Here is a 14,321-nt window from a genome sequence, read left to right on the forward strand (position 1 = left end):
ATGTGTGGAATTACAGGTTATATAGGTCATAGAGATGCTTATCCTATTGTAATCAATGGTCTAAAGCGTTTAGAATATAGAGGGTATGATAGTGCAGGAATCATGATGTATGATGGAAAAACAATGCACCTGTCAAAAACTAAAGGAAAAGTTTCTGATTTAGAAACAATTACCAATAAAGAAGAAGAGCGAAAAGTTGGAAAAATAGGGATAGGACACACCCGTTGGGCTACTCACGGTGTACCTAATGATGTAAACTCACACCCTCATTTTTCTCAATCTGGAAACATCGTGATTGTTCATAATGGAATTATAGAAAACTACGACACCATTAAGAAAGAGTTAATCTCAAGAGGTTATGAATTCAAGAGTGATACAGATACAGAAGTTCTAGTAAACCTTATTGAAGAAGTTAAAAAAAGTGAGGGGTGCAAGCTGGGTAAAGCTGTTCAAATTGCCCTAACTAATGTAATTGGAGCTTACGCAATTGCTGTTTTCGATAAAACTAAACCAAATGAGTTAGTAGTAGCTCGTTTAGGTAGCCCAATTGCTATAGGTGTTGGAAAAAACAACGAAGAGTTTTTTGTAGCTTCTGATGCTTCTCCTTTTATTGAGTATACCAAAGATGCTATTTACCTTGAAGATGGTGAGTTAGCCATCATTAAAAAAGATAAAGGAATTAAAGTTCGTAAGATTGAAAACGATAAAGAAATCGATGCGAATATTCAAAAGTTACAACTAAGCTTAGAGCAAATAGAAAAAGGTGGGTATGACCACTTTATGCTAAAAGAAATTTACGAGCAACCTAAAGCCATTATCGATACTTATAGAGGTAGAATGCTAGCCAATGAAGGAATTATCCGAATGGCTGGTGTTGATGATAATATGTCTAAATTTTTAAATGCAGATAGAATTATTATTGTTGCTTGTGGTACGTCTTGGCATGCAGGGCTAGTTGGCGAGTATCTTTTTGAAGATATGGCTCGTATTCCTGTTGAAGTAGAGTATGCTTCTGAATTTAGATATCGTAATCCTATCATCACTCCAAATGATGTTGTGATTGCTATTTCTCAATCAGGAGAAACTGCAGATACTTTAGCAGCCATTAAATTGGCAAAATCTATGGGGGCTTTCGTATTCGGAGTTTGTAATGTAGTTGGTTCTTCTATTGCTAGAGAAACACATGCTGGAGCATATACTCATGCTGGACCAGAAATTGGAGTAGCTTCTACAAAAGCATTTACAACACAAATAACCGTACTTTCTTTAATAGCTTTAAAATTAGCGCAAGCTAAAGGAACTTTATCTACATCAGCTGTAAACACTTATTTACAAACAATGCAACAAATTCCTACGCAAGTAGAGAATTTATTGAAAATTGATGCTCAAGTTAAAGAAATAGCAGCTGTATATAAAGACGCTAAAAACTGTTTATATTTAGGTAGAGGTTTTAACTTCCCTGTTGCTTTAGAAGGAGCCTTAAAATTAAAAGAAATCTCTTATATTCATGCTGAAGGGTACCCTGCAGCAGAAATGAAACACGGGCCTATCGCATTAATTGATGAAAATATGCCTGTTTTTGTAATTGCAACTAGTAGAGGTCATTATGAAAAGGTAGTAAGTAACATCCAAGAGATTAAATCAAGAAGTGGTAAAATTGTGGCTATTGTTACTGAAGGCGATGAAACTGTTAAAGAAATTGCAGATCACGTAATTGAAATTCCTGATACTGAAGAAGCATTTACACCTTTATTAACTACAATACCACTACAGTTATTATCATATCACATAGCTGTAATATTAGGTAAAAATGTAGATCAACCAAGAAACTTAGCAAAATCAGTTACAGTAGAATAACAAATTGATTTTAATTCAAAATATAAATCCTGAGAAATTCTCAGGATTTTTTTATGCTTATTTTTAAAATTTAAGAAGTTTATAACCTAAAACTAACCTTACTAATTAATAATTATTCTTAAAATTTCTGAATAAAATTAACAACCAAAACAGAAAGCAAGTAATTAATTGAAAAAAGATAAATAGAATGAATAAAAAAGACAACTTTTCTCAATATTAACTACATGTAAACTACCTTAAAACTTCTTATTATTTTACCATTAAACAATATTTTATTAATCAATGAAAAAGATCTAGATTACTCATTTGCAATACTTTTACTACATCAAACTTTAATTCATAAACTTAAAACAAACTCTAAATCTCTAAAAAATGAAAAAGTTATTCGTATTAGTATTCGTTACCTTAATGAGCACTTCAGTATTTTCTACAAATGAAAATCCTTCTAAAAAAGAAGAAATCAGAACTAAAATTGTTGAGTTACTAGGTAACCCAAACTTTATCCTTGATGAGGAAGTAAAAACTACTGTTGAATTTTTAATTAATAAAAACGGTGAGATTGTTATATTGAACGTTAACTGTAATACTGAACAAATTTGTCAGTATGTAAAAAGCAGGTTGAACTATAAATTGATTAGTAAAAAATCAACATTAAAAAATAGCTTTTATAAGATGCCCTTAACCATAAAAAGCTCTTTAAAATAGCACATTTTCATTCCCCTAGTAAAAAATAAAACCTCATAGATATCTATGAGGTTTTTACTTTATATATGTGCAATTTACTACACAGCTCCTTGATCTAACATTGCATCAGCAACTTTAACGAAACCTGCAACATTTGCTCCTTTAACATAATCAACATATCCACCTTCTTGTGTACCGTACTTAACACAAGCTTCGTGAATATTATTCATGATTGAATGTAATTTAGCATCCACCTCTTCACGAGTCCAAGATAAACGTAATGAGTTTTGAGACATTTCCAATCCTGAAGTAGCAACTCCACCAGCATTAGACGCTTTTCCTGGCGCAAATAATATTTTTGCCTTTTGGAATACTTCAATCGCTTCTGGGGTAGAAGGCATGTTCGCTCCTTCAGCAACACAAATACACCCATTAGCAACTAAAGATTTAGCCTCTTCACCGTTTAACTCATTTTGAGTTGCACAAGGTAATGCTACGTCACATTTAGTTCCCCATGGTCTTTCTCCGGCAAAAAACTTAGCTGACGGGTATTGGTCTACATATTCACTAATACGTCCACGCTTTACATTCTTTAACTCCATTACAAAAGCTAATTTTTCAGCATCAATACCTGCCTCATCATAAATATATCCTGAAGAATCAGACATTGTAACTACTTTTGCCCCTAATTGAGTTGCCTTTTCTGTAGCATACTGTGCCACATTACCAGATCCAGAAACCACCACAGTTTTTCCTTCAAAAGAATCTCCTTTGGTTTTTAACATGTTTTCAGCAAAATACACATCTCCGTAACCTGTAGCTTCAGGACGAATTAACGATCCTCCCCATGTAGCTCCTTTACCTGTTAAAACACCAGTAAATTCGTTACGTAAACGTTTATATTGACCAAACATATAACCTATTTCACGACCACCTACACCAATATCTCCAGCTGGAACATCCGTATCAGGACCAATATGTCGTGCTAATTCAGTCATAAAAGATTGACAAAATGCCATAACTTCACGATCAGATTTACCTTTAGGGTTAAAATCAGATCCTCCTTTACCTCCACCCATTGGTAAAGTCGTTAATGAGTTTTTAAATACTTGTTCAAACCCTAAGAACTTTAAAATTGATAAGTTTACTGATGGGTGAAAACGTAAACCTCCTTTGTAAGGACCGATAGCCGAGTTAAATTCTACTCTATATCCTCTGTTTACTTGAGTTTCTCCGTTATCATCAACCCAAGGTACTCTAAACATAATAGTACGCTCTGGCTCAACCATACGTTCTAATAACTTTTTACCTTGATATTTTGGATTGTTTTCTATAAACGGAATTACTGTTTCTGCTACTTCATGTACAGCTTGCAAAAACTCTGGTTCATATGGATTACGTTCTTTAACGTAATCCATAAATGCATTTATTTTAGATTCCATAAATTTAGTTGTTCTGTATTTTTTTAATTTTACTATACAAATATAATTAATTTACTATTTTTTAATTTCCATTTCATTGGTTATTTTCTTTGTTTTACTAGTACTACAGTAAACACTCTTAAATTCTCTTTTATTTTAACAAAAAAACGTAAATTTGCCACTTAACTTTTGGATAGATTATGTTAGACAAGGTAAAAGAATTGATTGGAGAGGTAAATGCTTTTAATACTACTTCAAAAGAAGAAATTGAAGCATTTAGAATTAAATATTTAGGAAGCAAAGGAATTTTAAAGGATTTATTTGCTGAATTTAAGAATGTACCTAACGACCAAAAAAAAGAATTTGGTCAAACCATCAATTTACTTAAAACTTCAGCTGAAGATAAAGTAAACACTTTAAAAGAGGCTATAGAAAATGCTGTTGAAGAAAAAGGTGTTTATGGTGACTTAACACGTCCGTCTGAACCTATCAACTTAGGTTCACGCCACCCAATTTCATTAGTAAAAAATCAAATTATCGAAGTATTTAACCGTATTGGTTTTACTGTTTCTGAAGGGCCAGAAATTGAAGATGATTGGCATAACTTTACTGCTTTAAACTTACCAGAATATCATCCGGCACGTGATATGCAGGATACTTTCTTTATTGAAAAGAATCCTGATACGTTGCTAAGAACACATACCTCATCAGTACAAGTACGCTATATGGAAAACAACGAACCTCCTATTCGTACAATTTCTCCAGGACGTGTGTTTAGAAACGAAGATATTTCTGCACGTGCACACTGTATATTCCATCAAGTAGAGGGGTTATACATTGATACTGATGTTTCTTTTGCTGACTTAAAACAGACCTTATTATACTTTACCAAAGAAATGTTTGGTAAATCTAAAATACGTTTACGTCCGTCATATTTCCCATTTACTGAGCCAAGTGCTGAAGTAGATATTTATTGGGGCTTAGAAACTGAAACCGATTACAGAATTACCAAAGGAACTGGTTGGTTAGAGATTATGGGATGTGGTATGGTAGATCCTAATGTATTAAAAAACTGTAACATCGACCCAACTAAGTATAGCGGATATGCCTTCGGAATGGGTATTGAGCGTATTGCAATGTTGTTATACCAAATTCCAGATATTCGTATGTTCTACGAAAATGACAAGCGTTTCTTAGAGCAGTTTAAATCTGTAATTTAATCGCAGGGCGATAGCCAAGGGTGTTGAGATTTGATTTAAGTGCTAAAACTAGTATCCTATAAGCATCTCGTAAACTTACCCCCTGTTTATTTGATTTTTAAATAAGTTCAAACAAAATAAAAGACGAAAGCACTAAACTTTCGTCTTTCCTTTTAAAGAAGTATTCAATGAAAAAAGATATTGAAATCCCTAAAGTAACTGGTGTAGAAATAGCCGTTGTTTTAGAAACAAATGAAATCGACAACAAAGAGGATTGGAATGTATACATTCTTAACAAAAAAGATGTCGATTTAGAAATGGTAGTTATTGTTTCTCAAGGATTCTCAGACACTAAAACCACTTCTGTTTTCCGAAGAAAAATAGACATACTTCCTGCAAATAGTTATCAAAAGTTTGAGTTAATGCAACCTGAGTTATTTGATTTAGACAATCGTTTTCAGGTAACTTTCTTTGAAAACAACATACTACATGACAAAACCTTTATTTTTCAAGCTGAAACCATTCAAGAAGGTTTTTTAAGAGATATTGAATTCTTAGGAAAAAGAGGAATTGTTTGTAAATAAAAATTCACAAAAGAACGATAGTTGTTAATTCACAGCTATCGTTCTTTTTTTACTATCACTTTTTAGTACTTTCGTAAAAATCCTATTTCATGTTTTTAAACATTCAAGACTTAGTTGCTCAATTTTCTTCTTGGGTATGGGGAATTCCCTTGCTAATTTTATTAATTGGTGGTGGTTTATATCTATTCATCTATTCAGGATTGGTTCCTTTTAGATATATAGGTCATGCCATTGCTATTTTAAGAGGAAAATATGACAAAGCTGATTCTCCTGGAGATTTATCTCATTACGAAGCTTTATCTTCTGCCATTGCAGCAACAGTAGGAATGGGAAACATAAGCGGAGTTGCTATTGCTATTGCAACTGGAGGCCCTGGCGCAATTTTTTGGATGTGGGTAAGTGCTTTTGTTGGAATGGCTACTAAATTTTTTACCTGTAGCTTGTCTGTTATGTATCGTGGAAAAGATGAAGATGGAAACGTAAAAGGTGGACCAATGTATGTTATTACTGAAGGACTTGGAAAAAAATGGAAACCTTTAGCTATATTTTTCTCTGCTGCGGGGTTGATAGGAACGTTGCCTGCTTTTCAAGCAAACCAACTTACACAAACACTGGTAGATGTTTTTCAAGTACACGAAACCAATCATTTTACAGCTAAATTATTATTAGGTATTACCACTGCTATTATTGTGGCCATGGTGATTTTTGGTGGAATAAAACGAATTGGTAGTGTTGCAGGAAAACTAGTTCCTGTAATGGTTGTAGTATATCTTCTCACCGTTTTAACAATTTTGATGTTACGTTTAGAACAAGTTCCTGCAATTTTTTCTTTAATTTTTGAAGATGCTTTTTCGGGAAAATCTGTTTTGGGTGGTGCTTTAGGAGCATTGATAATTACGGGAGTAAAACGTGCTGCATTTTCTAATGAAGCTGGTTTAGGTACTGCACCTATGATGCATGGAACTGCTAAAACAAAAGAACCTATTCGTGAAGGATTGGTTGCTATGTTAGGGCCAGCTATTGACACCTTGTTAGTTTGTTCTTTAACTGCACTAGCTATTTTGGCTTCAGGAGTTTGGAAAGGTTTTGAAGGTAACGGAATTTCTATGACTTTAGCTGCATTTGATGCTGTGCTTCCTCACAACATAGGAAGTGTTATTTTAACCATTTGTGTATTGATTTTTGCTTTTTCAACCCTATTCACCTACTCTTTTTACGGGTTTAGTTGTTTAAGTTTTTTAACCAATACCAAAATTGGAAAATCATACAATTACATTTATATCATTACTATTGTAATTGCTTCTATTATAAAATTAGACTTTGTAATTAACTTAATTGATAGTGCTTACGCCTTAATGGCAATTCCTACTGTACTTTCAACACTAATTTTAGCACCAAAAGTAAAAAGAGAAGCTACAAAGTATTTTCAGAAGTTAAAAATGAATGAGTTTTAGCACTATTTCTGAAAAGCAAAAATGACAAGTAGTAATTTTCTATTTGTGTTGTTAGTTTTACTCTCTTCCTATAGGAAAATCTTCATAAAAATCTTCAAAAGTTTTATTGGTCGTATAATGATCTAGTAGTACTTTGTACACCATTAAAACTACTAATAATTGACCTATCACCGTAAGTACACCCCCCCAACTAAAACCTATTTTAGTAAACCCCAAAATAGTTAACACCAATAAAAAAACAGTTGTGAACAACACCAAAAAAATAGCTGAATTCTTCATAATCAAACGTCATTAATACAAATTAACCTATAATAAAATGATCATCAAACTTATAAGTGATGTTTTGGATTTTTATATTTATTCAAAAAAGAATTTATTATATTAATCTTATGAAAAGAATATTACTTATTTCATTATTGTTTTTTATGAAAATGTCTATTGCCCAAGAAGGAATTTGGGTATATAAGAAATATGAAATTATTGATAAGGTGAAATCTCGTAACCATCAGGTTCTAGGTTTAACAATTAATTTTGAAAAGCAAAATATTAGACCTGTTTATACTGATACAATCATTAATTTTATAATAGATAAAACAAATAAAAAAATTTCAACTTATAATAGTGATAATTGGGTAAAATATAAGGTTTATGATAAAGACTCAATAATTATTGAAGATATTGAATCTAATGTGTTAAGATATTTTTATCCTTTAAAATTAAATAAGAAAATAAAAAAGTCGAAAAGAGAAATTATTGATTTATTAGTCAAGGGTAAATTCAGCAATGTTAAAGACACTATAAATCTAAAATTCTTAAATCAATTATCCCACAAGACAATTGATAAATTTGGATTTGAAACTAACTATTTTAATGATGATGATTTAGGCGGCTGGTTTCTCCGAGAATTTAAAGGGAACTTCTTTATAGGGATAAGTTTTGCTCCGTACATTTCAGATTACAATATTTATCAGATTACAAAAATCAACACTCAAAAGATTTATTTAAAACAAATTATTAAAAGTGAGTTTGATTTAAATATCAAAGAATTAGTTTTTAATTAAAAAACAAAACTCTAATTACCTTACAAAGAGTCTCTTTAGTCTTTAAGGTGACTATGCAATATTTATTTGAGATAGAAGAAACAGACTAACTCTCTAAAAAATTCTTAACGTTTTTTTAGCGCATCTCCTTCAAAAAGTAATCCTTCAAAACCAGTTTTCATGAAATTTCTAATGTTTTGATGATCTGTTCCTTCAGGATTTTTTAAAACATCCTCAAAATAATACTGTCCAAAACAAGCTAAGGTTTCTTCTTTACTAAACCCCTGTTGTATAGCAAACGAAAACACTTTACATGAACCTTTATTTTTTTCAGCTTCATTGTATAAATCTCCATTTTTAAAGGCAGTGGGTGTAAAATTATATACGTTTTCAATCACTGACATAGTATCAGAAAACTCAACTTTTTCTGGTGCACTTTGTATCGTTTCTTTAAATCTATCTAGTGTCATTTTAAAAAGGTTTTACGCTGCAAAACAAAAGATTTAAACTCATAAAAACTAACTCGTAGTAATTTTTTACAAACTAACATTTATAGTTAAATTTGCACAGCAAAAATTTCAAGAAATGTACAGAACGCATACTTGTGGTGAATTAAGAGCATCGCACATCAATACTGAAGTTACCCTTTCTGGTTGGGTACAAAAATCACGTGATAAAGGTTTTATGATTTGGGTAGATTTACGTGATCGTTACGGAATTACACAATTAATTTTTGACGAAGAACGCACTTCTAAAGAATTAATGGAAAAGGCAAAGACCTTAGGACGTGAGTTTGTAGTGCAGGTAACTGGTAAAGTTATTGAGCGTCAATCTAAAAATGCCAATATTCCAACAGGTGATGTTGAAGTTCTAGTATCGAACTTAGAAATTTTAAACGAAGCTAAGTTACCACCTTTTACTATTGAAGATGAAACCGATGGTGGTGAAGATATTCGTATGAAATATCGTTATTTAGATATCCGTCGTAACCCAGTAAAAAACAGCTTGGTTTTCCGTCATAAAGTATCGATGGAAGTTCGTAAATATTTATCTGATAAAGGATTTATTGATGTGGAAACTCCATATTTAATTAAATCTACTCCAGAAGGAGCACGTGATTTCTTGGTGCCTTCACGTATGAATGCAGGACAATTTTACGCATTACCACAATCACCACAAACCTTTAAACAGTTGTTAATGGTAGGTGGAATGGATAAATACTTTCAGATTGTTAAATGTTTTAGAGATGAAGATTTACGTGCCGACCGTCAACCAGAATTTACACAGATAGACTGTGAAATGGCGTTTGTTGAGCAAGAAGATATTTTAGAGATTTTCGAAGGAATGACGCGTCATTTACTAAAAGAAATCAACGGAGTTGAAGTGGAAAAATTCCCAAGAATTACGTTTGATGAAGCAATGCGTAAATACGGAAACGACAAACCAGACATTCGCTTCGGGATGGAATTTGGTGAGTTAAACGAAGTAGCACAACACAAAGACTTTAAAGTATTTAACGATGCTGAGTTGGTAGTAGGAATTGCAGTACCAGGAGGAAACACATACACTCGTAAAGAAATTGATAAATTAATCGATTGGGTAAAGCGTCCACAAGTAGGAGCTTTAGGAATGGTATATGTGAAGTGTAACGAAGACGGAAGCTTTAAATCTTCAGTAGATAAATTTTACAATCAAGAAGATTTAGCTAAATGGGCTGAAGCTACAGGGGCTAAAGCAGGAGATTTAATTTGTATCCTTTCAGGAAAAACAAACAAAGTTCGTGCACAATTAAGCGCTTTACGTATGGAAATGGCAGAACGTTTAGGTTTACGTAAGCCTGATGAGTTTGCTCCATTGTGGGTAATTGACTTCCCGTTATTAGAGCTAGACGAAGAAACAGGTCATTACCACGCAATGCACCACCCATTTACGTCTCCAAAACCAGGTCAATTAGCATTATTAGACACAGAACCAGGAGCTGTTAAGGCGAACGCTTACGATTTAGTATTAAACGGAAATGAAATTGGTGGAGGTTCTATCAGAATCCACGATAAAGAAACTCAGGCTATCATGTTTAAGCACCTAGGATTTACCGAAGAAGAAGCAAAAGCTCAATTCGGATTCTTAATGGATGCTTTCGAATACGGAGCGCCACCACACGGAGGATTAGCTTTCGGATTAGATCGCTTAGTAGCAATATTAGGAGGACAAGAAACCATTAGAGATTTTATTGCCTTCCCTAAAAACAATTCAGGACGCGATGTAATGATTGATGCACCTGCAACTATAGACGATGAACAACTACAAGAATTAAGCATCAAATTAGATGTAAAAGCTTAAAAATAAGAACCCTGCAAATTATGCAGGGTTTTTTTATTACCTTTAATGTACAAATCGTTACACTTCTTGAAAAAGACTAAACCTCAGAAAAACTAATCAATAATATTATGAAACAAATAGTTTCAAAAAAACTGAATGAACTAGAATCAACTGCTATTTGTGGTAATGACATCAGCTCTTCTGTTTTGTATGTATCTGCTTTAGCAATAGCCTTTGCTGGTCAATATGCCTGGATAACCCTTTTAATTGTATCGGTTGTACTTTTCTTATTTCGGAAAATTTATGGTGAAGTTGTTGGTGCGATGCCTCTAAACGGAGGAGCCTACAATGCTCTATTGAATACGACAAGTAAAATGATGGCCTCATTTGCTGCAACATTAACCATCCTTTCTTATATGGCTACTGCTGTAATTTCCGCCAACGAAGCTATTCATTACCTACATCACTTAATCCCTTCTATGCCTATTATAATAGCAACCATAGGTCTTTTATTATTTTTTGCTTTATTAACTATTGGCGGTATTACTGAATCGGCTAAAGTAGCGGTTGGTATATTTTTATTTCATTTATTATCACTAGTTGTACTAACCTTATTTATTGTATTTTATTTATCTCAAAACGGAATTGACATTCTTTTTAAAAACTGGGGGCATCAATCAGAAAACAGTATTTGGTATGCTATATTTTTTGGTTTTGCAGCTTCAATGTTAGGAGTTTCTGGTTTTGAAAGTTCAGCAAATTTTGTTGAAGAACAGCAAAAAGGGGTGTTTCCAAAAACACTAAAAAACATGTGGATAATCGTAAGCATTATCAACCCTTTAATGGCAATTTTTGCCTTATCTCTATTCGCAATTCCTGTATTACAAAGTGCAGATTACCAAAACACTTTACTAGTTCAAATGGGGGATTTTGTTGGTGGTGAATGGGTAGCTGCTATTATTGCTGTTGATGCTTTTTTGGTTTTGAGTGGTGCTGTTTTAACTAGTTTTGTGGGTGTTACAGGACTCTTAGAGCGTATGACTCTAGACCGTATCATGCCTCGATTCTTTTTAAAGAAAAACAAAAGAGGAAGTTCTTACCGAATCATTATTTTATTCTTTATCCTCGCTGTTTCTGTATTAATCATAACTAATGGAAATGTAGGTTTACTGGCTGGTGTATATACAATTTCATTTTTATCAGTAATGGCTTTATTTGCCATAGGAAACATTCTTTTAAAAATAAGAAGAAACCAATTACCTAGACCAGAAAAAGCTACTTGGGCATCTGTTATTTTAGCTATTATAGCCGTGTCTTCTGCCCTTGTTGGTAACATCTTAATGGATCCTAAAGGCGATTTACCAAGCAACACTGTAGTCTTCTTAGATTATTTTATTCCTACAATTATTTTTGTCATTATTATGCTAAACCGTACGGTTTTACTAAAACTAGTACTACAGGTAATTTATGCAATATTTAATCCATTAAGAAGGTTCGTTTTTAACGTAGATAAAAAAATTACACAAACTGTAGATAAAATAAATGATCAAGAATTTGTGTTTTTTACTAAAGGCGACAATATTGCTACTCTTAACAAAGTAATGTTATATATTATTAAAAATGAACATACTAAAAAAATAAAAATTGTACTGGCTTTAGAAAAAGGACAAACTATCCCTAAAAACCTACCAAGTGAAATTACATTCTTAGACAAAGAATACCCTGAAATCAAAGTTGATTTTCAAGTAATTGAAGGAAAATTTAGTCCAGAATTAATCAAAGAATTATCCGAAAAATGGAATATCCCAATTAATTTCATGTTTATAGGAGCTCCTAGTGAAAAGTTCCCTTATAAAGTAGAAGAACTAGGCGGTGTACGCTTAATTGTATAATAAATTATTAATAAATTAAAAAGATGGTATTATCTTTATTTATTCATAACTAGGTTTTCATATATCAATTAAGGCTCTGAAGCACAATGCTATCATCAAAAGAAATTTACAAGAAAATACTTGTTTGGAGGTATAAACATATTTCTGAACGTCAATTTATCTATATATTGAGTGTTTTAGTGGGTTTTTTAGCGGGTTTAGGTACGTTAATCTTAAAAAACCTTACTTTCTTTTTTCATAATATTTTGGAAGACGGTCTTATTGAAGAATACCATCATTCACTATACTTTATATTTCCTATTATCGGACTATTTTTAGTGTACGGCATTAAAAAATATGTGATAAAAAAAGATATTGGTCACGGTATTTCTACCACCCTACAATCTATTTCCAAAAAAAACGGAATTATAGAACGTTACAAAATGTATGCGTCACTTATTACCGCACCTATAACTGTTGGTTTTGGAGGATCAGCAGGACTACAAGGACCTGCTGTAAGTACAGGAGCAGCTTTGGGATCTGGAGTAGCACAGCTATTTCATATGAACATGAGAACCCGAATGTTATTAATTGGTTGTGCAACCGCTGGGGCTATGTCGTCTATGTTTAAAGCACCCATTGCTGCTATTATTTTTGCAGTAGAAATTTTCAGTTTAGATATCGCTTTTGCATCCTTAGTTCCGTTATTATTAGCTTCAGTTTCGGCTGTAATAACGTCTTATTTCTTTTTAGGAAAAGATGTGTTATTTAGTGTAAAACTACAACAAGCTTTTGAAATTAACGACCTAATGTTTTACGTTGTTCTAGCCATTTTTACAGGTTTTTCATCAGTATATTTTTCAAAAATATATTTCAGAATTACAAATTTTTTCAAAAAATACACCCCTTTTAAACGTTTGGTTTTTGGGGGAATTGCAATTGGTTTAATGCTTTTCTTAATTCCTCCGTTATATGGTGAAGGATATGGAATCATCAATAACCTACTCTCAGAAAATGCTCCTGAAGCATTAAAAAGTATTCACTACAATATCGATTTTGAAAATGTATGGATGGTCATCATTTTTTTGTTAATCATCGGAATTTTTAAAGCGATTGCTATGACCACCACTTTTGCTGCTGGTGGAGTTGGAGGAATCTTCATTCCTACATTAGTAATGGGAAGTACTTTAGGAAACGTGGTTGCAAAAGTCATCAATCAATTTGGATTTGATGTTTCTGAAACCAATTTTACATTGATTGGTATGACAGGCTTAATGGCAGGAGTACTACACGCCCCCTTAACCGCAATTTTCTTAATTGCTGAAATCACGGGAGGTTACGATTTATTCGTTCCTCTTATGTTGGTTGCCGCCGTTTCGTTTGCTATCACCAAATATTTTGTGTCAAATTCTATTTATACAATTGAATTAGCCGAACGTGGAGAATTATTTACACATAACAAAGACAAAAATGTGATGATGATGATGAGAATGAGCCAAGTTATTGAGAAAAACTTTGTAAAAATTCATCCTGAAATGAGTCTTGGCGACATGCTAAAGCAAGCCGTATCAAAATCGAAACGCAATATTTTTCCCGTGGTTGATGATGAAAACAAATTTATAGGAATTGTTTTGTTAGATGATATTCGTCCTATGATGTTTAATCAGGAATTGTACGAAGCCACCAAAGTGAGAGATATTATGAAAATTGCCCCAGCTATAATTTTCTATAATGACACTACCGAAAAAGTAATGGAAAAATTTAAAGAAAGTGGCGCATGGAATCTACCCGTAGTTAAAAACGGGGTATATGTTGGCTTTATCTCTAAATCAAAGCTACTTTCGGTTTACCGTAAAAAATTATTAGAAGTTACTGTTTAGCTAAAAACTGAA

General features: G+C 32.6%; 12 protein-coding genes. 9 read left to right on the forward strand and 3 right to left on the reverse strand.

Going from position 1 to position 14,321, the window contains the following annotated elements; genetic code table 11:
* Together glmS and N534_RS0105160 are read left to right on the forward strand one after the other, a co-directional pair.
* Window positions 1-1,857: a glutamine--fructose-6-phosphate transaminase (isomerizing) gene (gene glmS, locus N534_RS0105155; RefSeq protein ID WP_028891462.1), complete on the forward strand. Its 1,857-nt coding sequence runs from the start codon at window positions 1-3 to the stop codon at window positions 1,855-1,857.
* 372 nt (window positions 1,858-2,229) lie between these two features.
* Complete coding sequence (locus N534_RS0105160; RefSeq protein ID WP_147418470.1) at window positions 2,230-2,562, forward strand: hypothetical protein; 333 nt, start codon at window positions 2,230-2,232, stop codon at window positions 2,560-2,562.
* A gap of 77 nt (window positions 2,563-2,639) precedes the next feature.
* Here N534_RS0105160 and gdhA read toward each other — a convergent pair whose 3' ends face one another.
* Window positions 2,640-3,983 (reverse strand): NADP-specific glutamate dehydrogenase, encoded by a 1,344-nt coding sequence (gene gdhA, locus N534_RS0105165; RefSeq protein WP_028891464.1) that lies wholly within the window; start codon window positions 3,981-3,983, stop codon window positions 2,640-2,642.
* Window positions 3,984-4,162: 179 nt separating this feature from the next.
* Here gdhA and pheS point away from each other — a divergent pair, with 179 nt between their 5' ends.
* The 3 genes from pheS (at window position 4,163) to N534_RS0105180 (ending at window position 7,199) form a co-directional block, all read left to right on the forward strand.
* Window positions 4,163-5,182: a phenylalanine--tRNA ligase subunit alpha gene (pheS, locus tag N534_RS0105170; RefSeq protein WP_028891465.1), complete on the forward strand. Its 1,020-nt coding sequence runs from the start codon at window positions 4,163-4,165 to the stop codon at window positions 5,180-5,182.
* Between the two features lie 167 nt (window positions 5,183-5,349).
* Window positions 5,350-5,745: a hypothetical protein gene (locus N534_RS0105175; RefSeq protein ID WP_028891466.1), complete on the forward strand. Its 396-nt coding sequence runs from the start codon at window positions 5,350-5,352 to the stop codon at window positions 5,743-5,745.
* A gap of 89 nt (window positions 5,746-5,834) precedes the next feature.
* Entirely contained in the window at window positions 5,835-7,199 is a 1,365-nt protein-coding gene (locus N534_RS0105180; protein ID WP_028891467.1) for a sodium:alanine symporter family protein, read from the forward strand.
* Window positions 7,200-7,256: 57 nt separating this feature from the next.
* On the opposite strand, the gene N534_RS0105185 is transcribed toward N534_RS0105180, so the two are convergent.
* Window positions 7,257-7,478 carry a hypothetical protein gene (locus tag N534_RS0105185; protein ID WP_028891468.1) on the reverse strand — a complete coding sequence of 74 codons (222 nt, stop codon included), beginning with the start codon at window positions 7,476-7,478 and terminating at the stop codon, window positions 7,257-7,259.
* 110 nt (window positions 7,479-7,588) lie between these two features.
* Between N534_RS0105185 and N534_RS0105190 the strand changes: the two genes are divergently transcribed.
* Window positions 7,589-8,260 (forward strand): hypothetical protein, encoded by a 672-nt coding sequence (locus tag N534_RS0105190; protein WP_156025555.1) that lies wholly within the window; start codon window positions 7,589-7,591, stop codon window positions 8,258-8,260.
* 104 nt (window positions 8,261-8,364) lie between these two features.
* Here N534_RS0105190 and N534_RS0105195 read toward each other — a convergent pair whose 3' ends face one another.
* On the reverse strand, window positions 8,365-8,709 hold the full coding sequence (locus tag N534_RS0105195; RefSeq protein WP_028891470.1) for a HopJ type III effector protein: 345 nt from the start codon (window positions 8,707-8,709) through the stop codon (window positions 8,365-8,367).
* 115 nt (window positions 8,710-8,824) lie between these two features.
* Between N534_RS0105195 and aspS the strand changes: the two genes are divergently transcribed.
* The 3 genes from aspS to N534_RS0105215 all read left to right on the forward strand — a co-directional run bounded on the left by aspS (window position 8,825) and on the right by N534_RS0105215 (window position 14,309).
* A complete protein-coding gene (gene aspS, locus N534_RS0105205) occupies window positions 8,825-10,579 on the forward strand; it encodes an aspartate--tRNA ligase (RefSeq protein WP_028891471.1) in 1,755 nt (584 codons plus the stop codon).
* 107 nt (window positions 10,580-10,686) lie between these two features.
* The gene (locus N534_RS0105210) at window positions 10,687-12,450 is read left to right on the forward strand and encodes an APC family permease (RefSeq protein WP_028891472.1); all 1,764 of its coding nucleotides are present in this window, start codon (window positions 10,687-10,689) and stop codon (window positions 12,448-12,450) included.
* Window positions 12,451-12,536: 86 nt separating this feature from the next.
* Complete coding sequence (locus N534_RS0105215) at window positions 12,537-14,309, forward strand: chloride channel protein (RefSeq protein ID WP_028891473.1); 1,773 nt, start codon at window positions 12,537-12,539, stop codon at window positions 14,307-14,309.
* Window positions 14,310-14,321 lie beyond the last annotated feature (12 nt).

It is taken from the genome of Tenacibaculum sp. 47A_GOM-205m (assembly GCF_000518405.1).
GTDB lineage: Bacteria > Bacteroidota > Bacteroidia > Flavobacteriales > Flavobacteriaceae > Polaribacter > Polaribacter lutimaris.

What these genes read in the sequence shown, in the direction of transcription:
- N534_RS0105160 (WP_147418470.1), top strand. Translation starts at nt 2,230, where the DNA reads ATGAAAAAGTTATTCGTATTAGTATTCGTTACCTTAATGAGCACTTCA.
- N534_RS0105215 (WP_028891473.1), top strand. Translation starts at nt 12,537, where the DNA reads ATGCTATCATCAAAAGAAATTTACAAGAAAATACTTGTTTGGAGGTAT.
- gdhA (WP_028891464.1), bottom strand. Translation starts at nt 3,983, where the DNA reads ATGGAATCTAAAATAAATGCATTTATGGATTACGTTAAAGAACGTAAT.
- N534_RS0105175 (WP_028891466.1), top strand. Translation starts at nt 5,350, where the DNA reads ATGAAAAAAGATATTGAAATCCCTAAAGTAACTGGTGTAGAAATAGCC.
- N534_RS0105180 (WP_028891467.1), top strand. Translation starts at nt 5,835, where the DNA reads ATGTTTTTAAACATTCAAGACTTAGTTGCTCAATTTTCTTCTTGGGTA.
- glmS (WP_028891462.1), top strand. Translation starts at nt 1, where the DNA reads ATGTGTGGAATTACAGGTTATATAGGTCATAGAGATGCTTATCCTATT.
- N534_RS0105195 (WP_028891470.1), bottom strand. Translation starts at nt 8,709, where the DNA reads ATGACACTAGATAGATTTAAAGAAACGATACAAAGTGCACCAGAAAAA.
- aspS (WP_028891471.1), top strand. Translation starts at nt 8,825, where the DNA reads ATGTACAGAACGCATACTTGTGGTGAATTAAGAGCATCGCACATCAAT.
- pheS (WP_028891465.1), top strand. Translation starts at nt 4,163, where the DNA reads ATGTTAGACAAGGTAAAAGAATTGATTGGAGAGGTAAATGCTTTTAAT.
- N534_RS0105185 (WP_028891468.1), bottom strand. Translation starts at nt 7,478, where the DNA reads ATGAAGAATTCAGCTATTTTTTTGGTGTTGTTCACAACTGTTTTTTTA.
- N534_RS0105210 (WP_028891472.1), top strand. Translation starts at nt 10,687, where the DNA reads ATGAAACAAATAGTTTCAAAAAAACTGAATGAACTAGAATCAACTGCT.
- N534_RS0105190 (WP_156025555.1), top strand. Translation starts at nt 7,589, where the DNA reads ATGAAAAGAATATTACTTATTTCATTATTGTTTTTTATGAAAATGTCT.